The 24545-nt window shown below is 62.1% G+C and carries 23 protein-coding genes; 13 read left to right on the top strand and 10 right to left on the bottom strand.

Annotation, left to right across the window (positions count from 1 at the left end; translation table 11 throughout):
* The first annotated feature begins 131 nt into the window (after positions 1 to 131).
* The 5 genes from fadB (at position 132) to PG900_RS21940 (ending at position 7196) form a co-directional block, all read left to right on the top strand.
* The gene (gene fadB / locus PG900_RS21960) at positions 132 to 2279 is read left to right on the top strand and encodes a fatty acid oxidation complex subunit alpha FadB (protein WP_270802201.1); all 2148 of its coding nucleotides are present in this window, start codon (positions 132 to 134) and stop codon (positions 2277 to 2279) included.
* A 21-nt stretch (positions 2280 to 2300) separates the two neighbouring features.
* Positions 2301 to 3464, top strand: coding sequence for an acetyl-CoA C-acyltransferase FadA (gene fadA / locus PG900_RS21955; protein ID WP_029302622.1), 1164 nt, complete (start codon positions 2301 to 2303; stop codon positions 3462 to 3464).
* 324 nt (positions 3465 to 3788) lie between these two features.
* Positions 3789 to 4511 carry a response regulator gene (locus PG900_RS21950; RefSeq protein WP_016348992.1) on the top strand — a complete coding sequence of 241 codons (723 nt, stop codon included), beginning with the start codon at positions 3789 to 3791 and terminating at the stop codon, positions 4509 to 4511.
* The gene (locus PG900_RS21945; protein ID WP_016348991.1) at positions 4508 to 5953 is read left to right on the top strand and encodes an ATP-binding protein; all 1446 of its coding nucleotides are present in this window, start codon (positions 4508 to 4510) and stop codon (positions 5951 to 5953) included. The genes PG900_RS21950 and PG900_RS21945 overlap by 4 nt, the downstream gene beginning before the upstream one ends.
* Positions 5954 to 5957: 4 nt before the next feature.
* Positions 5958 to 7196 (top strand): ABC transporter substrate-binding protein, encoded by a 1239-nt coding sequence (locus PG900_RS21940; RefSeq protein WP_044798828.1) that lies wholly within the window; start codon positions 5958 to 5960, stop codon positions 7194 to 7196.
* A 72-nt stretch (positions 7197 to 7268) separates the two neighbouring features.
* Here PG900_RS21940 and PG900_RS21935 read toward each other — a convergent pair whose 3' ends face one another.
* A complete protein-coding gene (locus PG900_RS21935; RefSeq protein WP_005307420.1) occupies positions 7269 to 7460 on the bottom strand; it encodes a hypothetical protein in 192 nt (63 codons plus the stop codon).
* A 171-nt stretch (positions 7461 to 7631) separates the two neighbouring features.
* Between PG900_RS21935 and tusA the strand changes: the two genes are divergently transcribed.
* Positions 7632 to 7877 carry a sulfurtransferase TusA gene (gene tusA, locus PG900_RS21930; protein WP_005307416.1) on the top strand — a complete coding sequence of 82 codons (246 nt, stop codon included), beginning with the start codon at positions 7632 to 7634 and terminating at the stop codon, positions 7875 to 7877.
* 21 nt (positions 7878 to 7898) lie between these two features.
* Positions 7899 to 8246, top strand: coding sequence for a RidA family protein (locus PG900_RS21925; protein WP_270832293.1), 348 nt, complete (start codon positions 7899 to 7901; stop codon positions 8244 to 8246).
* A gap of 144 nt (positions 8247 to 8390) precedes the next feature.
* Here the strand turns inward: PG900_RS21925 and PG900_RS21920 are convergent, their stop codons facing one another.
* On the bottom strand, positions 8391 to 9047 hold the full coding sequence (locus PG900_RS21920) for an OmpA family lipoprotein (protein WP_011704158.1): 657 nt from the start codon (positions 9045 to 9047) through the stop codon (positions 8391 to 8393).
* 256 nt (positions 9048 to 9303) lie between these two features.
* Here PG900_RS21920 and PG900_RS21915 point away from each other — a divergent pair, with 256 nt between their 5' ends.
* Entirely contained in the window at positions 9304 to 9864 is a 561-nt protein-coding gene (locus PG900_RS21915; protein WP_257686158.1) for a cysteine hydrolase family protein, read from the top strand.
* Positions 9865 to 9926: 62 nt separating this feature from the next.
* Here PG900_RS21915 and PG900_RS21910 read toward each other — a convergent pair whose 3' ends face one another.
* Positions 9927 to 10508, bottom strand: coding sequence for a DNA-3-methyladenine glycosylase I (locus tag PG900_RS21910; RefSeq protein ID WP_270832291.1), 582 nt, complete (start codon positions 10506 to 10508; stop codon positions 9927 to 9929).
* Positions 10509 to 10717: 209 nt separating this feature from the next.
* Between PG900_RS21910 and glyQ the strand changes: the two genes are divergently transcribed.
* Entirely contained in the window at positions 10718 to 11641 is a 924-nt protein-coding gene (glyQ, locus tag PG900_RS21905; RefSeq protein WP_005339464.1) for a glycine--tRNA ligase subunit alpha, read from the top strand.
* Positions 11642 to 11650: 9 nt separating this feature from the next.
* Positions 11651 to 13720: a glycine--tRNA ligase subunit beta gene (glyS, locus tag PG900_RS21900; RefSeq protein ID WP_270832290.1), complete on the top strand. Its 2070-nt coding sequence runs from the start codon at positions 11651 to 11653 to the stop codon at positions 13718 to 13720.
* A gap of 201 nt (positions 13721 to 13921) precedes the next feature.
* Here the strand turns inward: glyS and PG900_RS21895 are convergent, their stop codons facing one another.
* Both PG900_RS21895 and PG900_RS21890 read right to left on the bottom strand, forming a co-directional pair.
* Positions 13922 to 14296, bottom strand: coding sequence for a hypothetical protein (locus PG900_RS21895; RefSeq protein WP_152608384.1), 375 nt, complete (start codon positions 14294 to 14296; stop codon positions 13922 to 13924).
* Positions 14297 to 15088: 792 nt separating this feature from the next.
* Positions 15089 to 15595, bottom strand: coding sequence for an AAA family ATPase (locus PG900_RS21890; protein ID WP_041218427.1), 507 nt, complete (start codon positions 15593 to 15595; stop codon positions 15089 to 15091).
* Positions 15596 to 15823: 228 nt separating this feature from the next.
* Between PG900_RS21890 and PG900_RS21885 the strand changes: the two genes are divergently transcribed.
* Both PG900_RS21885 and PG900_RS21880 read left to right on the top strand, forming a co-directional pair.
* On the top strand, positions 15824 to 16228 hold the full coding sequence (locus PG900_RS21885; RefSeq protein WP_041218428.1) for a pre-peptidase C-terminal domain-containing protein: 405 nt from the start codon (positions 15824 to 15826) through the stop codon (positions 16226 to 16228).
* A 113-nt stretch (positions 16229 to 16341) separates the two neighbouring features.
* A complete protein-coding gene (locus PG900_RS21880) occupies positions 16342 to 16821 on the top strand; it encodes a DM13 domain-containing protein (protein WP_270832287.1) in 480 nt (159 codons plus the stop codon).
* 91 nt (positions 16822 to 16912) lie between these two features.
* Here PG900_RS21880 and PG900_RS21875 read toward each other — a convergent pair whose 3' ends face one another.
* The 5 genes from PG900_RS21875 to norV all read right to left on the bottom strand — a co-directional run bounded on the left by PG900_RS21875 (position 16913) and on the right by norV (position 22806).
* Positions 16913 to 18139: an aromatic amino acid transporter gene (locus tag PG900_RS21875; protein ID WP_041218429.1), complete on the bottom strand. Its 1227-nt coding sequence runs from the start codon at positions 18137 to 18139 to the stop codon at positions 16913 to 16915.
* Between the two features lie 288 nt (positions 18140 to 18427).
* Positions 18428 to 19645 (bottom strand): 4Fe-4S binding protein, encoded by a 1218-nt coding sequence (locus PG900_RS21870; RefSeq protein WP_041218430.1) that lies wholly within the window; start codon positions 19643 to 19645, stop codon positions 18428 to 18430.
* 120 nt (positions 19646 to 19765) lie between these two features.
* A complete protein-coding gene (locus PG900_RS21865; protein ID WP_041218431.1) occupies positions 19766 to 20107 on the bottom strand; it encodes a DUF1971 domain-containing protein in 342 nt (113 codons plus the stop codon).
* 51 nt (positions 20108 to 20158) lie between these two features.
* Positions 20159 to 21325, bottom strand: coding sequence for an NADH:flavorubredoxin reductase NorW (gene norW, locus PG900_RS21860; protein WP_270832286.1), 1167 nt, complete (start codon positions 21323 to 21325; stop codon positions 20159 to 20161).
* Complete coding sequence (norV, locus tag PG900_RS21855) at positions 21322 to 22806, bottom strand: anaerobic nitric oxide reductase flavorubredoxin (RefSeq protein ID WP_017410837.1); 1485 nt, start codon at positions 22804 to 22806, stop codon at positions 21322 to 21324. Before norV ends, norW begins: the two co-directional genes overlap by 4 nt.
* 170 nt (positions 22807 to 22976) lie before the next feature.
* Here norV and norR point away from each other — a divergent pair, with 170 nt between their 5' ends.
* Positions 22977 to 24500: a nitric oxide reductase transcriptional regulator NorR gene (norR, locus tag PG900_RS21850; protein ID WP_270832285.1), complete on the top strand. Its 1524-nt coding sequence runs from the start codon at positions 22977 to 22979 to the stop codon at positions 24498 to 24500.
* Positions 24501 to 24545 lie beyond the last annotated feature (45 nt).

Genomic DNA, 24545 nt, shown 5'->3' with positions numbered 1-24545 from the left:
CGAGATCTGTTAAACGAATGTTTTAAATAGGTGTTGAAATTGTCTTCTTTTGGATCAATAGTGAGCCTCGCCCCCTGCTGGGGATAAAGGAGCACCACCCCCCCACCATGTGGGAACAAGGAGACACTCTCATGATCTACCAAGGCGAAACCCTGACGGTCAGCTACCTCGAAGACGGCATTGCCGAGTTGAGGTTCGATGCTCCGGGTTCAGTCAACAAGCTGGATCGCGCTACCCTGCTCTCCCTGAGCGAAGCGATCGCCGCATTACAACAAGAACGTGAACTAAAAGGTCTGATCCTAACCTCCGGCAAAGACGCCTTTATCGTCGGCGCCGACATTACCGAATTCCTGGAACTGTTCGATCTGCCGCAGGCTGATCTGCTCGGCTGGCTGAAAAAGGCCAACGACATCTTCAGCGCCATCGAAGATCTGCCGGTGCCCACCCTCTCCGCCATCAAGGGCCACGCCCTGGGCGGCGGCTGCGAGACCATTCTCTCCACCGACTTCCGTCTGGCAGACACCACAGCCAAGATTGGCCTGCCCGAGACCAAGCTCGGCATCATGCCGGGCTTTGGCGGCACCGTCCGTCTGCCACGGGTGATCGGCGCCGACAACGCGCTCGAGTGGATCACCACCGGCAAGGATTACCGTGCCGATGACGCCCTCAAGGTGGGTGCCATCGATGCCGTGGTCGCCCCCGACGCGCTGCAGGGCGCTGCGCTGCAGATGATCAAGGACGCGATCAAAGGCAAGCTGGACTGGCAGGGCCGCCGCGCCGCCAAGAAGGCCCCGCTGCGCCTCTCCAAACTGGAAGCCATGATGAGCTTCACCACCGCCGCCGGCATGGTTGCCGCCGTGGCGGGCAAACACTATCCGGCGCCGATGACGGCGGTAAAAACCGTCGAAGCCGCTGCCGGCATGAGCCGTGACGAGGCGCTGGCCGTCGAGGCGCAAGGCTTCATCAAGCTGGCCAAGACCGATGTCGCCAAGGCGCTGGTCGGTATCTTCCTGAACGATCAGCACATCAAGGCGCTGGCCAAGAAGGCCGCCAAACAGGCGAGCAAGGCCACTGGCCACGCCGCCGTACTGGGTGCCGGCATCATGGGGGGCGGCATCGCCTACCAGTCTGCCAGCAAGGGCATCCCGGCGGTGATGAAGGACATCAACGAGAAGGCACTGGCACTTGGCATGAATGAGGCCACCAAGCTGCTCAACGGCCAGCTCGAGAAGGGCCGCATCGACGGTATCAAGATGGGCCAGGTGCTCTCAGCCATCACCCCGACCCTCAGCTATGACAACGTCAAGCATGTGGATGTGGTAGTGGAAGCCGTGGTCGAGAACCCGAAAGTGAAGGCCGCCGTACTGGGCGAAGTGGAAGGGATCATCGGCGAAGACGCCGTGCTCGCCAGCAACACCTCCACCATCCCCATCTCTCTGCTGGCCAAGGGACTGAAGCGCCCGCAAAACTTCTGCGGCATGCACTTCTTCAACCCGGTGCACCGCATGCCGCTGGTGGAGATCATCCGCGGCGAGCAGACCTCCGATGAAACCATCAACCGCGTGGTGGCCTACGCCGCCGCCATGGGCAAGTCCCCGGTCGTGGTCAACGACTGCCCGGGCTTCTTCGTCAACCGGGTGCTGTTCCCCTACTTCTTCGGCTTCAACAAGCTGGTTGCCGATGGCGCCGACTTCGCCGCCGTCGACAAGGTGATGGAGAAGGAGTTTGGCTGGCCCATGGGCCCCGCCTACCTGCTGGACGTGGTCGGCATCGACACCGGCCACCATGCCGGTGACGTGATGGCGCAGGGCTTCCCGGCACGCATGAGCAAGGAAGGCCGTACCGCCATCGACGTGATGTACGAAGTGAGCCGCTTCGGTCAGAAGAACGGCAAGGGCTTCTACGCCTACGAGCAGGACAAGAAGGGCAAGCCGAAGAAGGTGGCCGACGCCGCCAGTTACGATCTGCTGGCCCCCATCGCCAAGCCGAAACAGGATTTCGACAAGGACGCCATCATCGCCCGCATGATGATCCCGATGATCAACGAGGTGGTGCTCTGTCTGGAAGAGGGCATAGTCGCCACGCCAGCCGAAGCCGACATCGCGCTGGTCTACGGTCTGGGCTTCCCTCCCTTCCGCGGCGGCGTGTTCCGCTATCTGGACACCATTGGTCTGGATCGCTACGTGGCCATGGCCGACCAGTATGCCGACTTGGGCCCGCTCTACCGCGTCAGCGACAAGCTGCGTGAGATGGCCGCCCAGGGCAAAACCTTCTACTGATTGCGGAAAGGAGATCCATTCATGAAAGACGTAGTCATTGTCGACTGTATCCGGACCCCGATGGGCCGGTCCAAGGGCGGCGCCTTCCGCAACGTGCGTGCAGAAGACTTGTCCGCGCACCTGATGAAATCCATCCTGCTGCGCAACCCCAACCTCGACCCGAACGAGATCGAGGATATCTACTGGGGCTGCGTGCAGCAGACCCTGGAGCAGGGCTTCAACATTGCCCGTAACGCCGCGCTGCTGGCCGGCATTCCCAAGCAGGTGGGGGCGGTCACCGTCAACCGCCTGTGCGGCTCCAGCATGCAGGCGCTGCACGATGCCTCTCGCGCCATCCAGGTGGGTGATGGGGACATCTTCATCATCGGCGGCGTCGAGCACATGGGTCACGTGCCGATGAGCCACGGGGTGGACTTCCACCCCGGCATGGCCAAGTCGGTGGCGAAAGCCTCCGGCATGATGGGGCTGACCGCCGAGATGCTCGGCAAGCTGCATGGCATCAGTCGTCAGCAGCAGGACGAGTTTGCCGCCCGCTCCCACCGCCGCGCTCACGCGGCCACCGTGGAAGGGCGTTTCGCCAAGGAGATCGTCGGGCTGGAAGGTCATGACGCCAGCGGTGCCCGCTTCTTCTACGACTACGACGAAGTGATCCGCCCCGAGACCACGGTGGAAACCCTGAGCCAGCTGCGCCCGGTGTTCGACCCGATCAACGGCACCGTCACCGCCGGCACCTCATCGGCGCTGTCCGATGGCGCCGCCGCCATGCTGGTGATGAGTGCGGAGCGCGCCAAGGCGCTCGGCCTCACCCCGCGCGCCCGGGTGCGCGCCATGGCCGTCGCCGGCTGCGATGCCGCCATCATGGGTTACGGCCCGGTGCCGGCCACCCAGAAGGCGCTCAAGCGGGCCGGCCTGACCATCGGTGACATCGACCTGTTCGAGCTGAACGAGGCGTTTGCCGCCCAGTCCCTGCCCTGCGTGAAGGATCTGGGTCTGCAAGACGTGGTGGACGAGAAGGTGAACCTGAACGGCGGCGCCATCGCGCTGGGTCACCCGCTCGGCTGCTCCGGCGCCCGCATCTCCACCACCCTGCTCAACCTGATGGAAGAGAAGGACGCCACCCTGGGGGTTGCCACCATGTGCATCGGCCTGGGTCAGGGCATCGCCACCGTGTTCGAACGAGTGTAAGTAGCACCCCGGCCGGCTCGCCGGTCGGGGCTGTATTGACAGACAGGAGCCCGCTCCTGCTTCCCGGCGAAGCGGGCTCCTGTCAGCGGTTTTGGGGTCGGTCTGACCGGCCCGTCATCGAGTCTGTGGAGTGCGCCACACGGGGTGCACTTCTGCCGTCGGAATCTGCGTATTGGCCGGCCCGTTTGGGTCGGCCTTTTTTATTTGCACGGCAGGATATGGGAGGATATTGCCCATAACCTCACATTAGATGGGGGGCTTGCTTGCTTTTTGCGCCCCTGACAGGTTCAATCTGCACAAAAAAATGGGTGGATGCACATACATATGTCAACGAGCAAACAACTGCTGATCGTCGACGACGACCAAGAGATCCGCGAGCTGCTCAACGAATACCTGACCAGGGCCGGCTTCGAGGTATTGACCGCAGCGGAGGGCAACGAGATGCGCAAGCAGCTCGCCCAGCACAACCCGGACCTCATCATTCTCGATATCATGATGCCGGGTGACGACGGCTTTACCCTCTGCCAGCAGATCCGTCGCGACTCCCAGGTGCCCATCATCATGCTGACCGCCGCCTCCGACGAAGCGGACCGGGTGATCGGCCTCGAACTCGGTGCCGATGACTACATCGCCAAGCCGTTCAGCCCGCGCGAACTGCAGGCCCGCATCAAGGCGCTGCTGCGCCGCGCCGAATTCCGCCAGCCGGAGAAAGAGAAAGAACCGAGCCGCCGGCTGCGTTTCGCCGAGTGGACCCTGGATACCCTGAGCCACCAGCTGACCCACGAGGACGGCAGCCTGCTGGACCTCTCCGGCAGCGATGCCCTGCTGCTCGGCATGTTCCTGCAACAGCCCGGCGTGGTGCTGGACCGGGATACCATCTCGGATGCCACCCGCGGTCGCGAGAGCCTGCCGATGGAGCGCGGCATCGACGTGCAGATCAGCCGCCTGCGCCAGAAGCTGGGTGACAACGGCAAGAGCCCGCGCATCATCAAGACCATTCGCGGCAGTGGCTACATGCTGATCGCCGAGGTGCACGAGATCCCATGAATACCAGATGGTTCTGGCGGGCACTGGTGCCTCGTTCCCTGCTGTCGCGGATGCTGCTGCTGCTGCTGCTGGCGATCCTGCTCTCCCAGACCATCCTCACCGGCATCTGGATGCAGCAGATCCAGAAGCGGGAGCTGGAAGGCATGCTCAGCACCACCCGCAACCTGGCGCTGTCGGCCGCCTCCACCGTCAACTTCTTCAAATCTCTGCCGCTGCAGTACCGCCACATCGCCCTCGACCAGCTGCGCAACATGGGCGGCAGCCGCTTCTTCGTGTCGCTGAACGAGGAGGAGATCCACATCAGCGCCATCCCCGACAGCGAGCGCAAGACGCTGGTGCTCAAAGAGGTGCAGGGGGTGCTGACTCGCAAGCTCTCCGATGCCATGGCGATCAAGGTGGATTTCTCGCGCCCCGAAGAGCTGCACGTCTTCAACAACGACACCCTGCTGGCGGATCTGCCCTCTTCCTGGGCCCGCTACACCCTGTCGCTGGAGCCGATCAATCCACCTGTGCTGGTGACCCAGATCGAGATAGAGCCGGGTGAGTGGCTCTATCTGGCAGCCCTGCTGCCGGCCCCCTACATGACCCTCGACGATACCGTGATGCCGAGCAACCAGGTGCGCTTCATCGCCCTGATGACGGTGTTCCTCTGCTTCTTCACCTTCCTGCTGGTGCGCTGGCAGACCCGGCCGCTGCGCCGGCTGGCCAAGGCGGCGGTCAACCTCGGCAAGGACATCGACCAACCCTCCCTGAAAGAGGAGGGGGCCTCCGAGATCGTGGCGGCCACCCGCGCCTTCAACATCATGCAGCACCGCATTCGCCGCTATATCGACGATAGAGAGCGGCTGTTCAGCTCGATTTCCCACGACCTCAAGACCCCCATCACCCGGCTGCGGCTGCGGGTCGAGCTGCTCGACGACGAGCAGCAGATCGCCAAGTTCAACAAGGACCTGGACGAGCTGGAGCTGATGGTGAAGGGGGCGTTGCAAACGGTGAAAGACACCGACATCCACGAGAACATCGAGCAGCTCGACATCGACGCCATGCTGGAGCAGATGGCGGAGGCCATGAACCTGCACGACGAGCGGCTGACCATCGAAGGCCACTGCAAGCAACCCTATCGCGGCAAGCCGCTGGCCCTCAAGCGCTGCATCGGCAACCTGGTGGACAACGGCATCAAGTACGGCCAACGGGTGCGCATCATCATCATGGACGACGAGGAGATGCTGATCCTGTTCATCATGGACGAGGGTCCCGGCCTGCCGGAGGATCAGTTCGAACGCATCTTCGAGCCCTATTACCGGCTCAGCACGGATCTGGCCGGTACAGGTCTGGGTCTGGGCATTGCCCGCAACATAGCCCACGCCCACGGCGGCGATCTGGTGCTGGAAAATCGTCCGCAGGGCGGCCTGCAGGCCACCCTCTCCCTACCAAGGCAGTAACCTTATGAAGTGGTTGTCTTTTTCTGTCATCGCCCTGCTCTCCCTGCCTGTAGGCGCCTCCCAGGTAGAGGTACTGCACTGGTGGACCTCCGGCGGCGAGGCCAGGGCGGTGGAAGTGCTCAAGTCCGAGTGGACCGAGCAGGGCAACCAGTGGAACGACTTCGCGGTGCAGGGGGGCGGCGGCAAGAGCGCCATGACGGTGCTGAAAAGCCGGGCACTGGCGGCCAATCCGCCGGAAGCGGCCCACCTCAAGGGGTTCGAGTTGCGGGAGTGGGCCGGACTCGGCTTCCTGCGCGATCTCACCCCCATGGCCGAACACCTCGGCTGGTATCCCCAGCTGCCGCCCATGGTGCGGGAGACCCTGAGCCAGAACGGTGCCCTGATGGCGGTGCCAACCGGTATCCACCGAGTCAACTGGCTGTGGCTCAACCGCAAGATCTTCGAGCGCAACAAGCTGACGCCGCCCACCAGCTGGGCCCAGTTCGTGACCGTGGCAGATCGGCTCAAGCAGCAAGGGATCACCCCGCTCGCCATCGGCAACGAGCCCTGGCAGCTGGCGGTGCTGTTCGAAACGGTGGCACTCGGCGAAGGGGGCAAGGCGTTCTATCGCAAAGCCTTCGTGGAACAGGACAGCGCCACCCTGACCGGCCCCGACATGGTGCGGGTGCTGACCCGCTTTCAGCAGCTGCGCGGCTATGTGCCGGAGAAATACGCCGGCCTGAAGTGGCACCAGGCCACCAACCTGCTGGAGAGCGGCGGCGCCGCCATGCAGATCATGGGGGACTGGGTGAAGGGCGAACTGAGCGCTGGCAACTATCGGCCCGGCGAGGATATCGAGTGCCTGCCGAGCCCCGGCAGTGCCAACCTGTTCAGCTACAACCTCGACTCCATCGCCATGTTCAAGCAGCGGGATCCCGCCCAGCTGCAGGCCCAGGGCGAGCTGGCCCAGCTGCTGATGACGCCGCGCTTCCAGCAGGAGTTCAACCGGGTGAAGGGTTCGATCCCGGCGCTGACCAAGCCGGACATGAGCAAGTTCGACCGCTGCGCCATCCGCTCCTATCAGGATTTTCTGCTGGCGGAGCGGGAGGGCAACCTGCTGCCCAGCATGGCGGAGGGGATGGCGACACCGACCAACATGCGCCAGGCGATCATGGATGTGCTGAGCAACTTCTTCAACGACCCCAGAGCCAACCCGCAACAGACGGCGCTGCATCTGGAGCGGGCCATGCGCTCGACCCGCTGACGCTTTTCGCGGCGGCCAGAAACGACAAAGGCGGATGAAATATCCGCCTTTGTCGTTGTGAAAATATTGGGGTCAGGATTGATCGTTTTCGTCCTCATCCTCGTCGTAGTAATCGCTGAGCTCGATCCAGAGCCCCAGTCCGATCATCACCATGGAACCGAACCAGGTGCCGGTGTTACCGATCGGGCTGCCCATCACTATCATGGCGAAAGACAAGAACCCCATGCCTGCGTAGGCTTGTAATCTGCCGTAGGAGACCTGCATATTCACACCTCCTTGTTGAATATGGTTCAATTTTTATATTACTCATACGGCGGGGAGTGGGTAGGCCCAGATAACACTTTGGTTACATATGCTGCCAGTTGCCGGAGTGGTTTGATTATTTTTTCGCCGTGAGTATCATTGGCAGCTGATTTGGTTGAAGGTTGATTATTGATGAGTGCTTTATTCTGCGACGCAACTCACGAGTTGGACGCAATCGGGCTTCGTTGCCCCGAGCCAGTGATGATGGTGCGTAAAAAAGTGCGGTTGATGGCTGACGGGGAGACCCTGCTGGTCAGTGCCGACGACCCCTCAACCACCCGCGACATCCCCAGTTTCTGCCGCTTCATGGATCACACCCTGGTCGCCAGCGAGACAGAGCAGGCCCCTTACCGCTATCTGATCCGCAAGGGTCAGTAAGCCCCAACACCGGAGTAATCCATGCCAGCCATTACCCGAATCGGCACCACCCAGCGTTGGTCTGACGTGGTCATTCACAACGGCACCCTCTATGTGGTGGAAGTGCCCGCCACCGACACCGCCGATATTCACCAGCAGACCCGTGAAGTGCTGACCAGCCTGCAGCGCCTGCTGGAAGCTAACGGCTCCGGCGTCGACAAGATCCTGATGGCCAACATCTATCTCAAGGACATTGCGGACATCGCGGCCTTCAACGAGCAGTGGGATGCCTGGATCCCGGCGGGCACAGCGCCGGTCCGCGCCTGCGTGCAGGCCCGCCTGGCCCACGAAGGCTACAAGGTCGAAGTTCAGCTCACTGCAGCTCTCTAAGAGGCGGCTCCCCCTCTCATCCCCGCCCTTCTCCCACAAGGGGAGAAGGGCGCAAAGAACAAGGCGCCATTGCCCGCAACGGCTCCAATAAAAAGGCCCCGCCATCGCTGGCGGGGCCTTTTTCATGGCTGCGAACCGGACCGCTTAGGCGGTCGGGGTCAGGGTGATGGTCACCCGACGGTTCTGGGCCTTGCCTTCGGCGGTGCTGTTGGTGGCTACCGGCTGATCCGGGCCCACGCCGCTGGTGGAGATACGGCTGCCGGTCACACCCTGGCCAATCAACTGGGCGGCGACGGCATCGGCGCGCTGGGCGGAGAGCTTCATGTTCAGTTCGCGGGAGCCGGTGCTGTCGGTGTGACCGACCACGTTCAGGCGGGTCTTGTCGAACTCACCGACCACCATGGCCACACCAGACAGGGTGTTGGCTCCGGCCGCTTTCAGCTGGGCGCTGGAACTGTCGAAGGTGACGTTGTTCGGCATGTTGAGGATCAGCTGGTCACCGTTGCGGGTCACGCTGACACCGGTGCCCTGCAGCTTCTCGCGCAGCTTGGCTTCCTGCACATCCATGTAGTAGCCGATACCACCGCCCAGGGCGGCGCCGGCGGCCACGCCGGTCAGGATCCCTTTCTTGCGGTCACCCTTGCTGGAGGAGAGCGCGCCCACGGCGGCGCCAGTGGCCGCGCCAGCCAGCGCGCCCCAGGCGCCCTTGGAGGTCTGGGATTCACCGGTGTAGGGGTTGGTGGTACAGCCGGTCAGGGCTACGAGCAGAGCAACGGCGGGAACAAGTGTCTTGAAATGCATGAAAAACCTCTAAAAAAACCGACTCAAATCCAAAGAGGGCGCATTCTACCCCAGAGCTGTGCCAAGGTGTGACGCTGTCGATGCAGATCCCCATCTGCCACGCATGGCTGCCGCTCGGGCAGAGGAATGCGCCCCGAACCTCGCTGACGTTTCACGGTCAGCGCGAACAACACATTGGCCCATGCCCCCCAGATGCGGGTTGCCGACCCGGTGACATTACCGCCAGAGTGGGGCTCCCCCACAACGGAGCCAGCCCATGTCTTCACTCGCCCATTCCGCCCTGCTCATCATCGACATGCAGGTCGGCCTGCTGCATGGCCCGGAGGCGCCCCATGCCGGCCCACAGCTACTGGCCAACATCAACCGGCTTGCCGATGCCGCCCATAGTGCCGGCATCCCCGTACTGGCGGTACGCCACACGGGCCCGACCGGCAGCCCCATCGCTGCGGGCAGCCCCCTCTGGCAACTGGTGCCCGAGCTGGCCGTGACCGCAGCCGACCTCGTGTTCGACAAACAGCGACCAAGTGCCTTTCACGGCACCGCCCTCGATAGTTGGCTGCAGCAGCGCGGGGTACAGACCCTGCTCGTCACCGGCATGAAGACCCAGTACTGCATAGATACCACCTGCCGGGCGGCAGCGGATCTCGGTTACTCCGTGGTACTGGTCAGCGATGCCCACACCTGCATGGATACCCAGACACTTGCCGCAACCCAGATCATCGCTCACCACAACACCACCCTGGCCGGCCCCTTCGTCCAGCTGATGAGCAGCGACGAGGTGTGCGAGGCGCTGACTCACCCCCTTCAGCCCGGATAATGCTGGGCTCAAGATGCAAGAGGGAGGCATCAGCCTCCCTTCTCTTTTACCTTGCACCCGGTTTATTGGCGCGCAGGCCCCTGCTGGCACTCGGCGTGGCAGGGGCAGGTCACCAGATGATCGTTCACCATCCCCACCGCCTGCATGAAGGCGTAGCAGATGGTGCTGCCGACGAAGGTGAAGCCGCGTTTCTTGAGCGCCTTGGACATGGCATCCGACTCCGCTGAGGTCGCCGGGATGTCGCCGTTGCCCTGACGCTGGTTGACGATGGGGGCGCCGCCCACGAAGCCCCACATATAATCGACAAAGTCGATGCCTTCGGCCTCCAGCGCCAGATAGGCGCGGGCATTTTTGATGATCGATTGCACCTTGAGCCGGTTGCGGATGATGCCGGTATCCTGCATCAGCCGCTCCACGTCCTGCTCGTCGAAGGCCGCAATGCGCACCGGGTCGAAGTCGGCATAGGCGCGATGATAGCTGTCCGTTCGTTTCAGAATGGTGATCCACGACAGCCCCGCCTGCTGGCCATCGAGGCAGAGCTTGGCAAACAGCTCGAGGGGATCCCGCACCGGTCGCCCCCACTGCTTGTCATGGTATTCGATATATTCCGGGTCCTTGGTCACCCAGGCGCAACGCAACTCCATTCCCTCTCTCCTGTCATTTCATCCAATCCCCGGGGTCGATGCCAACCCGGGCGTGGGAGTGCCGACAACCCCTCCCGCCCAGGCCCGGCGCAGCGCCATCACATTAATCCGCTGTAATTTCGCCTATTATCCGACCATGCCAGACGGTATACTCCTTCGGTTCACATTCAGCAAATCTTGCTCTGATTTCATTTCGCGCGAAAAAAATTATGCAAAAATTCGATGTCAAAACCTTTCAGGGCCTGATCCTGCAGCTGCAGGACTATTGGTCCCGCCAGGGCTGTACCATCATTCAGCCGCTGGATATGGAAGTGGGTGCCGGTACTTCTCACCCCATGACCTGCCTGCGCGCCCTGGGCCCCGAGCCCATCGCCTGCGCCTACGTGCAACCGTCCCGCCGTCCGACTGACGGCCGCTACGGTGAAAACCCCAACCGCCTGCAGCACTACTACCAGTTCCAGGTGATCATCAAGCCTTCTCCCGACAACATTCAGGAACTCTATCTGGGCTCCCTGAAAGAGCTGGGCATGGATCCTGAAATCCACGACATCCGCTTCGTGGAAGACAACTGGGAAAACCCGACGCTGGGTGCCTGGGGTCTGGGCTGGGAAGTGTGGCTGAACGGTATGGAAGTGACCCAGTTCACCTACTTCCAGCAGGTTGGCGGCCTCGAGTGCAAGCCGGTCACCGGCGAGATCACCTACGGTCTCGAGCGTCTGGCCATGTACATTCAGGGCGTAGACAGCGTCTACGATCTGGTCTGGTCTGACGGCCCGCTGGGCAAGACCACCTACGGCGACGTGTTCCACCAGAACGAAGTGGAGCAATCCACCTACAACTTCGAACACGCCGATGTGGAGTTCCTGTTCCACTGCTTCGAGCAGTACGAGAAGGAAGCCCAGAACCTGCTGGCACTGGAAAAACCGCTGCCGCTGCCAGCCTACGAGCGCATCCTCAAAGCCGCTCACTCCTTCAACCTGCTGGATGCCCGCAAGGCCATCTCGGTCACCGAGCGTCAGCGCTACATCCTGCGCATCCGCACCCTGACCAAGGCCGTGGCAGAGGCATACTACGCCTCCCGCGAAGCGCTGGGCTTCCCTATGTGTCAGCGCAGTGAGAACAAGCAAGGTTAAGGAACGGACATGGCACAACATACATTTCTGGTAGAGATCGGTACTGCTGAGCTGCCGCCCAAAGCCCTGCGCTCCCTGGCCGAAGCCTTTGCCGACAACTTCAAAGCCGAACTGACCAAGGCCGATCTGGCCTTTGGCGACGTCGAGTGGTTTGCCTCTCCGCGCCGTCTGGCGCTGAAGGTAAGCGAGCTGGCTGGCGAACAGCCGAGCAAGAGCGTCGAGAAGCGCGGCCCGGCCGTGGCTCAGGCGTTCGATGCCGAAGGCAAGCCGACCAAGGCTGCCGAAGGCTGGGCCCGTGGCAACGGCATCACCGTTGAGCAGGCCGAGCGTCTGGTCACCGACAAGGGCGAGTGGCTGGTTCACACCGCCAAGGTTGAAGGCCGTCCGGCCAAAGATCTGCTGGGCGAACTGGTTAGCCAAGCGCTGGCCAAGCTGCCGATCCCGAAAATGATGCGCTGGGGCGACAAGACCATCCAGTTCGTGCGTCCGGTCTTCACCGTGACCCTGCTGCTGGATGGGGAGCTGGTTCCCGCTCACATTCTGGGTATCGACTCTGCCCGTACCATCCGCGGTCACCGCTTTATGGGCGAGAGCGAGTTCACCATCGACAACGCCAGCCAGTACCCGCAGATCCTGCTGGAAAAAGGCAAGGTAGTAGCCGACTTTATGGCACGCAAAGCCAAGATCAAGGCTGACGCCGAAGCGGCCGCTGCCGCCTTCGGTGGCGTGGCCGATCTGGACGATGCCCTGCTGGAAGAAGTGACCGCACTGGTCGAGTGGCCGGTGGTGCTGACCGCCAACTTTGAAGAGAAGTTCCTGGCCGTTCCGGCCGAGGCGCTGGTACACACCATGAAGGGTGACCAGAAGTACTTCCCGGTCTACGACAAGAACGGCAAGCTGCTGCCGAAGTTCATCTTCGTCACCAACATCGAGTCGAAAGACCCGAGCCAGATCATCAGCGGCAACGAGAAGGTGGTTCGCCCCCGTCTCTCTGACGCCGAGTTCTTCTTCAAGACCGACCTCAAGCAGACCCTGGCCTCCCGCCTGCCGCGCCTTGAAACCGTGCTGTTCCAGCAACAGCTGGGCACCGTCAAGGCCAAGGTCGAGCGTATCGAGACCGTCGCCGGCTTTATCGCCGAGCGTATCGGCGCCGACGTGGCTCAGGCCAAACGTGCCGGTCTGCTCTCCAAGTGTGACCTGATGACCAACATGGTCGGCGAGTTCACCGACACCCAGGGTGTCATGGGGATGCACTACGCCCGTCACGATGGCGAAGACGAAGCGGTTGCCGTGGCCCTCAACGAGCAGTACATGCCGCGCTTTGCCGGCGATGCCCTGCCGTCCGGTCTGGTTGCCTGCGCCGTCGCGCTGGCCGACAAGTTCGACACCCTGGCCGGTATCTTCGGCATCGGCATGCTGCCGAAGGGTGACAAAGATCCGTTCGCCCTGCGTCGCGCCGCCATCGGTGCCCTGCGCATCATGACCGAGAAACAGCTGGATCTGGATCTGGTTGAACTGGTTGAAGAAGCGGTACGCGTCTACGGCGACAAGCTGACCAACAAAACCGTCGTCACCGACGTGGTCGACTTTATGCTGGGGCGCTTTCGCGCCGCCTATCAGGACGAAGGCATCGGTGCCGACGTGGTGCTGGCCGTGCTGGCCCGCCGCCCGACCCGCCCGCTCGACTTCGATCGTCGGGTCAAGGCCGTCAGCCACTTCCGCACCCTGGATGCCGCACTGGCACTGGCTGCCGCCAACAAGCGCGTGAGCAACATCCTGGCCAAGGTCGAAGGCGAATTGCCGACTGCCGTCAAACCGGAACTGCTGGTCGATGCCGCCGAGAAGGCGCTGGCCACCCAGGTTGCCTCACTGCAAGCCGAACTGGCCCCGCTGTTCGCCGCCGGTGACTATCAGGCTGCCCTCACCCGTCTGGCCGCCCTGCGCAAACCGGTCGACACCTTCTTCAACGAAGTCATGGTGATGGCCGACGACGAAGCCCTCAAGGCCAACCGTCTGGCACTGCTGAACAACCTGCGCAACCTGTTCCTGCAAGTGGCGGATATCTCCCTGCTGCAGTGATCTTGGTTGGGTAAGTGATATAAAAAACGGCGCCGAAAGGCGTCGTTTTTTTATAAAGCATTCTTCATAGTTTGAAAAAGGATGTATCAAATTCACCCTGTAAATTCAACCTATCCTTTTTCTGGTAAAATAGGTAAAAATTCAAAAAAATAACAACCGCAGCCCCATTAATTCATTCTATTCTATCAGATTAGACTCTATTTAATTGCAAGATAGTTCGTCAAACCACAAAAGAAGTGCGTAAACAGTACCATCTTCAGTTAGTTTATTTGAATGAACGTAATCATAGAATCTATTTTCAATGTTTTTAGATGATGTTAGCTCATTGAAAATACAAGATGCCTTAGATTTATTTTTCTCTGAAACTTTTTGAAGTGACAGCATTACCAAAGGTAATATTTCATCTTGCCTTTTCTTGCAGTTAACCGCATTTATGTAGTCAGAACACTCGAGTGTAATTAATAATGAGGCATCGCCTGCATTATTAACATAATAATTTGAAAATGTTGCTGGCTCTGGCTTTGCACAGCCAAACAAGGCCATGATATATATAGTAAATATAAATTTCATGTTCATTACAAGCGTCCGATACAACTAGGTGATGCCCCACCTTCTCTACTATACGCACTTCTTAAGCCACAACGGTTACCCTGAGCATCCAAGTCTGCCGGACAAGCACAATTACCCTCATAGCTGTTGGAACTACTTCCCCCTCCTCCCTGCGCAGCTGCAACTACACCAACTATTGCTAGAGTACCCAGAACAACATCTGCACTCACAGCCCCACCACACTTCAAATAGTTATATTTCACCTTTTCTGCAGCATATTTCTCCTTACTGCAATAATATGGACTCATACAGCCAGAGATACATAACGAGAGAATTAAAATTAATTTTTTCATTTCTTATAACACTTCATGATTTATTTGTTTGGCAAGCATTTATAATATATGCTGATACAAAAGCAACTCCGATTTAAATTATAAATGACTCCATGCGAAATTTTAAAAAATGCTTTTGTAATTAGGTGTTGAACTATCAAGATATTAACCTTACCAGCTTTTATTATCTTTTTGGAGACTTCGATGATAATCAAGTTGATATTTTCAACACTTTATTGATATTAATCATATTTATTATATTAAAATTCACTATTTTTCCTCCTAGCTGTATAAATCGAACCTTCCACCAGCACGCCAATAGCTCGTAGGTTCGATTAGCAGTCAGGCATAATCGGACGTTCGCGTAAATAGATTCTCCCGCCATGACAGCAAGCCAAAATTTCCCCTGCGGCTGGCCGCCTCTGTTGCACGGCAACAACCTCAACAAAAACCTCTCGTTCGTCCGATTATGCTGCGTCAATCGAACCTACGATTCCTGTGCCAATGCGGCAATGATCTGCTCCACGCTCTGGGTGACCGACAGGGTGGCGCTATCCAGCACCAGACGCTCCCTGTCCCAGGGTTGATAGTCGCGATCGATCACCGCCTGCCAATCCGGCAATGCCAGCCCCTCGATATCCACCGTCCGGTTTTCGACCCGCTCGCGGTGCAGCTTCGGATTGGAGCAGACCATCTCGACATCGAGACAGGGCACCCCGACCGAGCGGGCGATGTCGTGGTAAGCATCCCGGGTGAGCTGGATGGGATTAACAGAATCCGTGATGACGATCGAGCCAAGTGCCAGGTTCTCTCTGGCCAGCCCATAGGCGACGAAATAACCGGCCGGCCCCATCTCGTTATCCGCCTGCTCAGCGGCACGAATGGCCTGCTCTATGGTATCAATGCGCAGGTAGACGGCGCCCAACCGCTGGGCCAGGGCCCGCGCGATGGTGCTTTTTCCGCTGCCCGGCAAACCACTGAAGATGATCAGCATGTTCCATTCCCGTGATAAAAGAAGACCCGAGCCATAGGGTATCGGATTGTCACCGCACCCACAGCGCCTTGTTCAAGGTTGCACGGATATATCCGCCAGGTATCTCACCTATTCATGCCAACTCGGCTAGGACGATATCGCTGACTCGGATAGGCAACCCGCCGATTTGGGCATATCTTGTCGGGGCGGCCCTGCCAGGGTGACAGGGCCCCTTCACGAGGTGCAACGATGAAACGAGCAATCCAGGCCGCCCTGCTGGCCGTCACCATGGTCGCCGGTGCGCAGGCCGCCGACAAGGTCACCACTGTCCCGGTGCAGTTTGCCAAGGGGGCCCACAGCGCCCAGCTCAAGGGCAGCTTCACCGGCTATGACAGCATCCATTACACGCTGGTGGCCAAGGCGGGCCAGACCATAACGGTCAAGATCGGCGGCAGCAGCAACGCCAACTTCAATGTCTTCGCCCCCGGCGCCCAACCCGGCCAGGCCGAGGCGATCGGTCGCAACGATGGCGATGGTCAGTGGCAAGGCGCCCTGCCCGCCTCCGGCAAGTACCTGATCCAGGTCTATCAGATGCGTGCCTCCGCCCGTCGCGGCGAGCAGGTGCCCCACACCCTGGCGGTCAGCATCCAGTAAACCCCGCCTGCGCGATGCCCGTGCAACCACCGTCATGCCCCCATCCCGGGGTGGGCATGACGGCGGCCTGCTGGTAGGGTGGTGCCATCAATTAATCAACGACCGAGACAGCCATGCAACGCAAAACCCTGGCCCTGCTGCTGGCCAGCCATCTGCTGGTGGGCGCCGCCGGCTTTGCGGCCGGCATCTATGCCCTGCCGATCCTGATCGCCCCACCCGCCCCCGCCAACGAGCAGGTTGCCGCCCGGCAGGCTCAGGCCAGCTTTCACGGTACCTTTCGCCGGGATCTGCAAGACAGCGACCGGCTGCACTGGGGTGAGGGGCGGGTCAGCATCGGACCCGATGCCATCAGCCTGATGGGCAAACTGGCGCCGGGCCCCGACTACCAACTCTACCTGTCGCCCACCTTCGTCGAGACCGAGGCCGACTTTGCCCGCCTGAAGGAGAAGATGGTGAAAATCGGGCCGGTGAAGACCTTCGACAACTTCATCGTCCCCCTGCCTGCCGATGTGAACCCGGCCGACTACGACAGCGTGATCATCTGGTGCGAGACCTTCGGCCAGTTCATCACCGCCGCCCGCTACCGGCAGTAGCACCACAGGTGACCGTCAGTGCTGCATCATAAAAAAACGGCGCCATCAGGCGCCGTTTTTTGTCGCAATCTGCCGGGGCAGGTCGGGGTGGTCAGCCGGTGTAGACGGGCAGCATGCCCGCCATGTTGAGCAGGTGGAACGCCGCGGTCAGCACCCCGAACAGGAAGACACCGGCGATCATCGGCATGCCGCCCGGCGCCCGGAAGCCCTCCTGTTTGTCCCCTTGCTTGCCCTTGCCGGCGCGCACCTTCCAGGCCAGCAGGGCCGGGATGATGCAGGTCCACAGGGTGGCCACGGCGCCCGCGTAGCCGATGGCCATCAGGAAGCCGAACGGGAACAGCAGGGAGAGCAGCAGCGGCGGCAGGAAGGTGGCCGCCCACGACTTGGCGCGGCCGCCACGGCCGTTGTCGAACTTGAACAGATCTGCCAGATAGTCGAACACCCCCAGCCCCACCCCGATGAAGGAAGAAAGGATGGCGGCCATAGAGAAGAGGTTGAGGGCGCTGGCGACCGCCTCCGACTCTATCACCGAGGCCAGCGCCTTGAGCAGCACGTCGACGTTGCCGCCCTGGGCCACCACCGGCCCGAACTCGCTGCGCGGCAGGTTGCCGAACACGCTCACCAGCCAGATGAGGTAGAACAGCAGCGCGATGGCGGTGCCGCCGAGGATGGCGTAACGGGCGCGACGCTCCTCACCGTAGTAGGCGCGCATGGACGACACCGAATGGTGATAGCCGAACGAGGTGAGTGCCACTGGCAGCATGGCCAGCGCATAGGGGGCATAACTGGCGTGCTCGCTCAGGGTATCGAACAGCAGGGTCGGCTTGATGTTGAGCGACAGGCCCGAGATGCCGAACACGAAGCTCAGCCCCATGGCGATGACCAGCACCACTGAGATGCGATCCACCGCCCGGGTGGAGTGCCACACCAGGCCGGAGAAGCCCAGGGTAAACAGGACTGAGCCCAACTGGCTGCCGATGCCGGTCATGCCGTCAATGATGAGGCCGGCCGAGGTGATGTAGGCATAGAGCAGGATGCCGCCGACGAAATAGACGGTAAGGTTGTTGAGGGCGTTGAGCTTCTCCCCCAGCAGTTCGCGGGTAACGGTATCGAACGACACGCGTAGCGGATAGCCCTGATAGGACTCCAGCAGCATCCAGCCGGAGAGCGTCATCACGATCATGGTCAGGGTGATGGCCAGCACCGACCAGATGGTCCAGGCGCCCGCCCCGGCACTCGGCAAGCCCAGCATGCCGGCCCCTACACAGACGCCGGCAATGATGCATGCCCCGCCCACCAACGATGGTTTCTGTCCCATTTACTTCTCCAAAGACGATTGTGGATCCGATCGCGACCGCGGACCGTTGCATGTGCTACGCCGGTTGTCATGGTAGATCGCGCTCATCTAGGTGCCGGAGCCCGACGCTGGCTGCTTCGCGTGGGAAGCAAGGTGCGCTCAAGGCGGGCTACCGGCCCGACACGGCAGCAGAGCCGCCAGGTCGGGGAAGGGACTTTACCCTGCTACCCCTCAGGTATCAAATGCGGGTGCATGTTCAGGCTACCCAACGGGCCCTTTGCAGACAGCCTGCAACTGGCTCCTTGTCACTCAATGAGTGAGTTGCGGCAACAGTTGCAGCAGGTGGGCGCGATCTGCCAGCGGCGTCTGGCTGACCCAGATACCCAGCAGGCCGTAAGCGAGCAGCGGCAGCACCAGCAGCAACAGGCAGAGCAGCCCCAGCAGCTGGCGAGGCGCAAGCCGGTGCCCCTGCGTGCCCAAGTGCAGCGCATCGGCCCGCTTGGGGCAGGCGGCCACGCAGCTCAGGCAGCTGGTGCACTCGAGACTGCGCACCGCGATGAGCTGGTGCACCTGAATGCGCGACGGGCAGGCCCGGCTGCACTTGTCGCAGTCGTGGCCCGCACTGCGCAGGCAACGGGCCGGGTCACGGCGAATGCGCAATGGGGTCAGCAGGCCGAGCAGGGCCAGCCAGGCGCCATAGGGGCAGAGGTAGCGGCAGAACCCTTGCCGGAAGGTGGCGGTGAGCAGCAGCACCCAGCCAAGGCACAGGCCCGAGATCAGAGTCAGGTTGAAGAAGAAGGCCCCCATCTTCATGTCCGCCGCCTGATGGTAGGGGCTGGTGAAGTAGCCGGGCAGGGCGGCGCTTGGCACCGCTATCAGCACGATAAACAGCAGAAAGGCTAGCACCAGAAACTTCTGGCCACGCAACACGACATCAAGCCAGCGCGGCGGCGTCCACTCCCCCACCAGCCATCGGCTGCGTAAACCGTGCAGCCACTCACCCACCAGCCCGAGCGGGCAGAACCAGGCACAGAACGCCCGCCCCAGCAGCAGGGCCGACAGCGAGAGCACCAACACAGTCACGGTGGCCGCCGGATGGTGCGGATCCACCAGCCCCTGCCCGAGCCAGGCCCGCAGCCCGAGCCCGCCGGCGATGGGCAGGAAGCCGTCCACCACGTCAGGGCGTACCAGCCAGGGGCTCATCCCCTGCCCCAGCTGCCAGACATGCAGGCCGTACTGCAGCGTCACCAGCCCCCAGCAGAGCAGCAGCAGCTGGCGTGTGCGCGTCCGCAGCCACTGGCTGTCGAGCGCCTCGAGGGCGGGCAGCGGCCGCCGTTGGTGCCAGAGGGCAAGCGCGCCAGCCACCAGCCCGACGCCGAGCCAGAGCAGGTTGTCTGCCGCCAGCAACCAGAGCATGAGCAGCAGGCCGAGGGCAAGACGCCACTGCCAGCCCGATCTCGCCTGCCACGCCAGCAGCACCAGATAGGCCAGGCCGGCGGCCATGGTCACGGCTTCGATCACGCTCATGTTTCCCTCACTGCCTCATCCACCACTGGCGGCAAGGATAACGGACATCTGAATTGATTATTTTGATCTGCATGGGCAGAGGGGGACATTTGCGCCCAATGCCCCTCCCCATAGTTGAATCTATGCCTTGCGGCTGTTGAACAGCGGCTGGTCGGATTCTGCCTGCTCGGCCCAGAAGTGGATGTTGAAACGGGCATCCTCTGACAGCTCGACTCTGTGCCAGTACTGGGGCGGGCTGGTGGCAAACTCCCCGGCCCGGATCACCAGGCTCACCTCCGGTTCCTCGGCCTGCTCGTTGGCAAAGCCGTGATAGGTGACGGTGCCCTCCATCACGCAGAGCTGGCCGAACACCCCGGCCGCGGTGTTGTGGTGGGTGAGCAGGGCCTGGGGCACATTCTGGCGGGTGAAGAAGGGGGTGGAGCGGCGCACTACCCAGTGGGACGGAATCAGTTGCATGGCCATATCGGTTCTCCTCGAGTGGCCGGGTCGACCCGGCCGGTGCAATGAAAGGGGTTAACGGGGCAGCTGACGCAGCAGCGGGAAGGCGGCGCTCATCTGGTCGCCCCCCACCACGAAACCGCACATCTCGCCGGCTTGGTCGCGCGCCTCGGCCACCATGCCGTGGCTGTTCCAGCGGCACTGCCAGGCGAGATCTTCACCCTGGGTGCGGCCCGCCAGTTGCAGCGGGTAGCGCGGCGTCTTCACCTTCACCAGCATGGGCAGCAGGGTCAGCGGGGTCGGCGTGCCGAGCAGGGTGCGCGCCAGCGCATTGGCCCCCAGCACTATGGGTTGCAGGAAGGGGAGCAGCTGGCCCTGCCACTGCACGCAATCCCCCAGCGCGAAGATATGGGGATCGCTGGTCTGCAGCCGATCGTCGACCAGGATGCCGCGCTCCACTGCCAGCCCGGCCCCGCGGGCCAGGGCCAGATTCGGCCGCAGGCCGATCGCGGCGATCACCAGATCCTGCTCGCTGATGCTCCCATCACTCAGGGTGACGCGCCAGCCATCCCCCGGCTGGCCATCTATCCTGGCGAGACCTGTCCCGAACTGCAGGCTGACCCCCTGGCTGCGCAGCGCCTGTTGCAGCGGCTGGGTCAGGGTGGCGGGCAGCAGGGCGCTGAGCGGGCTATCGGCCAGATCCAGCAGGGTGACCTCGCGGCCATCGCTCGCCATGTCCATCGCCAGCTCGCAGCCGATGAGGCCGGCCCCCAGCACCAGAATGCGGCGGGCCTGCTGGATTGCCCCCTCGGCGGCGGCATACTCCTGCTGGCTGTTGAGGGTGACCAGATGCTCGCTGCCCGGCAGCTCGGGGCGTACCGCACTGGCGCCGGTGGCCAGCACCAGCTGGCCATAGGGGAATTCCCCCTGCTCGGTCAGCACCAACCGCCGGGCTGGGTCGATGCCGAGCACCGGGCAGTGGGGCAACAACGCAATGCGCTGCTGCTCGGCAAAGTCGCTGCCACTCTGGCGGGTCATGGCTGCGGCGGCGCAGCCTCGGCTCACCACGTGGCTCAAGTCGGGCTTGTTGTACTCGTCGCCGCTGTCGGCGGTGATGAGGCGGATGGGCTGCTCGGCGTCCAGCTTGCGCAGGCTCTTGACCAGCTGCTGGGCGGCGAAGCCGCTGCCGATCACCACTATCTCCCGGCTGATGCCGGCGTCACTCTGCGTTGTTGTGCTCATACACAGGCCTCCACGGAGCAGGGTTCGAATACCTCCTTGCCGATGCCGCAACCCGGGCAGAGGAAGCTGTCAGGTACCTGGGCCCAGGGGGTGCCCGGCGCCACCAGCTGATCCGGCTCTCCCTGGGCCGGGTCGTAGACCCACTGGCAGACGGTGCAGAGCATGGCCTGGTCGTCATCCCATTCGGCGGCAGCCGCTGCGGCTTTCGGCTCAACAGCGGGCATCGCAGGGACGGGGGTCACCGCCGCCGGAGTGGGGGTGATCGGGCGGGGTGCGTCCAGCGGGTGCAATGCCCATTGGCGGGCGAGCTGGCGGCCGTGCTCGCGGCATTCGGCCAGCGCCGAGCCATCCGGCCGCCACTTGGCCTTGAGGGAGATGCTGATGTCGAAACCCGCATCCATCAGCCGGGTCTGGATCCGGTCCACCGCGCCACCGGTCCAGCCGTAGCTGCCGAAGGCCGAGGCGCGCTTGTTGCGAAAACGCAGGCCGGTGATCTCTTCGAGCATGCCCGCCACCTTGGGCATCATGACGTTGTTCATGGTGGAGGAACCCACCAGTATCCCCTTGGAGCGGAATACCTGGGTCAGGATCTCGTTCTTGTCGTGGCGGGCCACGTTGTAGATCTTCACCGCCACACCGGGGTCCACCTCGTGGATGCCCTGGGCGATGGCGTCGGCCATCATGCGGGTGTTGTTGGACATGGAGTCGTAGAAGAGGGTGATGCGATCTTCCTGATAGTGGTCAGCCCACTCCAGGTATTTCAGGATGATCTGGGTGGGGTCCTCACGCCAGACGATGCCGTGGGAGGTGGCCACCATGCTCACCGGCAGGTTGAAACCGAGTACCTCCTTGATCTTGGCGGTCACCAGCGGGCTGAAGGGGGTGAGGATGTTGGCGTAGTAGCGCTGGCACTGCTCCATCAGCTCGGTCTGATCCACCTCGTCGTTGAACAGGTGCTCGTCGCAGTAGTGCTGGCCGAAGGCGTCGTTGGAGAAGAGCACCGCATCCTCGGTCATGTAGGTCATCATGCTGTCGGGCCAGTGCAGCATGGGGGTCTCGATGAATACCAGCTGCTTGCCGTTGCCGATGTCCAGGCTGTCACCTGTCTTGACCGGGTGGAAGTTCCACTCCGGGTGATGATGATGGCCGGTGATGGAGTCGATGGCGTTGTGGGTGCAGTAGATGGGGGTGCCGGGGATGCGGGCCATCAGCTCGGTCAGGGCGCCGGCGTGATCCTCTTCGGCGTGGTTGATCACCACATAGTCGATGGTGGCGAGATCGATCTCGGCCGCCAGGTTCTGCACGAACTCGCGGCTGAACTTGTGATCGACGGTGTCGATCAGCACGTTCTTCCCTTCGCGGATGAGATAGCTGTTGTAGCTGGTGCCCTTGTGGGTCTTGTACTCGGTACCGTGGAAGTCGCGTACCTCCCAGTCCCGTTGGCCGACCCAGTGGATGTTGTTCTTGACGTGAATGCTCATCAGGCAGTTCCTCGAATGCAATAGTGTATGTTCGACTGAACCAGCTATTGCAGCGGACGTGCCAATATGTAACTCATTGTTTTAAATGGACACATATATCTATCATTGTCATTTAGACACCCTCTATTTATAGTCAAAAACACAAACACACTGTCATTTGGACAATTATCGTGATCTCGACCGACAGCCTGGCGCGCATCGCCCTCGACCTGCAACTCGGCATCTCCCATCAGGACCGCTTCCACCGCCTGATCCAGAGCGTGCGCAGCCTGCTGAACTCGGATGCCTCGGCCCTGCTGCGCTACGAGGGGGGCCAGTTCATCCCGCTGGCCATCGACGGCCTGATGCAGGACGTGCTGGGGCGCCGCTTCGCCCTCAAGGATCACCCGCGCATGGAGGCCATCGCCCGTGCCGGCGACGTGGTGCGCTTCCCTGCCGACAGCAGCCTGCCAGACCCCTATGACGGCCTGCTGCCGGATCACGACGACTTCAAGGTGCACGCCTGCGTCGGTCTGCCGCTGTTCTCGGATCAGGCGCTGATCGGCGCGCTGACCATAGACGGCATGAACCCCACCCAGTTCGACGCCATCAGCGACGAGGAGCTGCGGCTGGTGGGCGCCCTGGCCGCCGCCGCCCTCAACAACGCCCTGCTGCTGGAGCGGCTCGCCCGCCAGAGCAGCGAGCCGCTGGTCCCCGGCACCCGGCCCGGCCCTGAGCAGCCGGAGATGATAGGCCACTCCCTCGCCATGGCCCGGTTGCGCCACGAGATAGACGTGGTGGCGAGCTCGGAGCTGAACGTGCTGATCCTGGGGGAGACCGGGGTCGGCAAGGAGCTGATCGCCAAGGCAGTGCATAGCGGCTCACCCCGCGCCGGCGCGCCCCTGGTCTATCTCAACTGCGCCGCCCTGCCGGAGTCGGTGGCCGAGAGCGAGCTGTTCGGCCACGTGAAGGGGGCCTTTACCGGCGCTATCCACAACCGGGCGGGCAAGTTCGAGCTGGCGGACAGAGGCACTCTCTTCCTCGACGAGATCGGCGAGCTGTCGCTGGCACTGCAGGCCAAGCTGCTGCGGGTGCTGCAATACGGCGATCTGCAGCGGATCGGCGACGATACCCCACTCAAGGTCAATGTGCGCATCCTGGCGGCCACCAACCGGGATCTGAAACAGGCGGTGGTGGAGGGGCAGTTTCGGGCCGACCTCTATCACCGCCTGAGCGTGTTCCCGATCCAGGCCCCGGCGCTGCGCGAGCGCCCCGGCGACATACCCCTGCTGGCCGGTTACTTTTGCGAACGCTGCCGGCTCAGCCTGGGGCTGGAGCGGCTGCGCATCCAGCCCCAGGCGCTGCAACTGCTCGAGCACCACGACTGGCCCGGCAACGTGCGCGAGCTGGAGCACGCCATCCACCGCGCCGCCGTGCTGGCCCGGGCCGAGCAGGGCAGCCAGTCCCCGGCCCTGGACGTCCACCACTTCAATCTGGGGGCAACGGGATCCGCCCTGCCTGCCAACGCGATCACGCCTGCCCCGCACGTCGCCGCCGGCCTAGGCCTGCGCGCCGCCACCGACGCCTTCCAGCTTGCGCTGATCGAGCAGACCCTGGCCGCCCACGACGGCAACTGGGCCGCCACCGCCCGCGTGCTGGAGCTCGACAGCGGCAACCTGCACCGGCTCGCCAAACGGCTCGGCCTCAAGGCCTGAGGCGTCCATCCAGGGCCCATCAAACAAAAACCCCCTCGCTAGCGA

This window comes from Aeromonas sp. QDB03, assembly GCF_027707985.1.
Classification (GTDB): domain Bacteria; phylum Pseudomonadota; class Gammaproteobacteria; order Enterobacterales; family Aeromonadaceae; genus Aeromonas; species Aeromonas hydrophila.
The sequence above is the reverse complement of the archived record's forward strand: the minus strand, read 5'-3'. Positions and strand labels throughout refer to the sequence as shown.

What these genes read in the sequence shown, in the direction of transcription:
- PG900_RS21875 (WP_041218429.1), bottom strand. Translation starts at nt 18,139, where the DNA reads ATGGGACAGAAACCATCGTTGGTGGGCGGGGCATGCATCATTGCCGGC.
- PG900_RS21940 (WP_044798828.1), top strand. Translation starts at nt 5,958, where the DNA reads ATGAAGTGGTTGTCTTTTTCTGTCATCGCCCTGCTCTCCCTGCCTGTA.
- fadA (WP_029302622.1), top strand. Translation starts at nt 2,301, where the DNA reads ATGAAAGACGTAGTCATTGTCGACTGTATCCGGACCCCGATGGGCCGG.
- glyS (WP_270832290.1), top strand. Translation starts at nt 11,651, where the DNA reads ATGGCACAACATACATTTCTGGTAGAGATCGGTACTGCTGAGCTGCCG.
- PG900_RS21925 (WP_270832293.1), top strand. Translation starts at nt 7,899, where the DNA reads ATGCCAGCCATTACCCGAATCGGCACCACCCAGCGTTGGTCTGACGTG.
- PG900_RS21880 (WP_270832287.1), top strand. Translation starts at nt 16,342, where the DNA reads ATGCAACGCAAAACCCTGGCCCTGCTGCTGGCCAGCCATCTGCTGGTG.
- PG900_RS21920 (WP_011704158.1), bottom strand. Translation starts at nt 9,047, where the DNA reads ATGCATTTCAAGACACTTGTTCCCGCCGTTGCTCTGCTCGTAGCCCTG.
- norW (WP_270832286.1), bottom strand. Translation starts at nt 21,325, where the DNA reads ATGAGCACAACAACGCAGAGTGACGCCGGCATCAGCCGGGAGATAGTG.
- tusA (WP_005307416.1), top strand. Translation starts at nt 7,632, where the DNA reads ATGAGTGCTTTATTCTGCGACGCAACTCACGAGTTGGACGCAATCGGG.
- PG900_RS21910 (WP_270832291.1), bottom strand. Translation starts at nt 10,508, where the DNA reads ATGGAGTTGCGTTGCGCCTGGGTGACCAAGGACCCGGAATATATCGAA.
- fadB (WP_270802201.1), top strand. Translation starts at nt 132, where the DNA reads ATGATCTACCAAGGCGAAACCCTGACGGTCAGCTACCTCGAAGACGGC.
- PG900_RS21895 (WP_152608384.1), bottom strand. Translation starts at nt 14,296, where the DNA reads ATGAACATGAAATTTATATTTACTATATATATCATGGCCTTGTTTGGC.
- glyQ (WP_005339464.1), top strand. Translation starts at nt 10,718, where the DNA reads ATGCAAAAATTCGATGTCAAAACCTTTCAGGGCCTGATCCTGCAGCTG.
- PG900_RS21870 (WP_041218430.1), bottom strand. Translation starts at nt 19,645, where the DNA reads ATGAGCGTGATCGAAGCCGTGACCATGGCCGCCGGCCTGGCCTATCTG.
- norV (WP_017410837.1), bottom strand. Translation starts at nt 22,806, where the DNA reads ATGAGCATTCACGTCAAGAACAACATCCACTGGGTCGGCCAACGGGAC.
- PG900_RS21935 (WP_005307420.1), bottom strand. Translation starts at nt 7,460, where the DNA reads ATGCAGGTCTCCTACGGCAGATTACAAGCCTACGCAGGCATGGGGTTC.
- PG900_RS21945 (WP_016348991.1), top strand. Translation starts at nt 4,508, where the DNA reads ATGAATACCAGATGGTTCTGGCGGGCACTGGTGCCTCGTTCCCTGCTG.
- PG900_RS21915 (WP_257686158.1), top strand. Translation starts at nt 9,304, where the DNA reads ATGTCTTCACTCGCCCATTCCGCCCTGCTCATCATCGACATGCAGGTC.
- PG900_RS21885 (WP_041218428.1), top strand. Translation starts at nt 15,824, where the DNA reads ATGAAACGAGCAATCCAGGCCGCCCTGCTGGCCGTCACCATGGTCGCC.
- PG900_RS21890 (WP_041218427.1), bottom strand. Translation starts at nt 15,595, where the DNA reads ATGCTGATCATCTTCAGTGGTTTGCCGGGCAGCGGAAAAAGCACCATC.
- PG900_RS21865 (WP_041218431.1), bottom strand. Translation starts at nt 20,107, where the DNA reads ATGGCCATGCAACTGATTCCGTCCCACTGGGTAGTGCGCCGCTCCACC.
- PG900_RS21950 (WP_016348992.1), top strand. Translation starts at nt 3,789, where the DNA reads ATGTCAACGAGCAAACAACTGCTGATCGTCGACGACGACCAAGAGATC.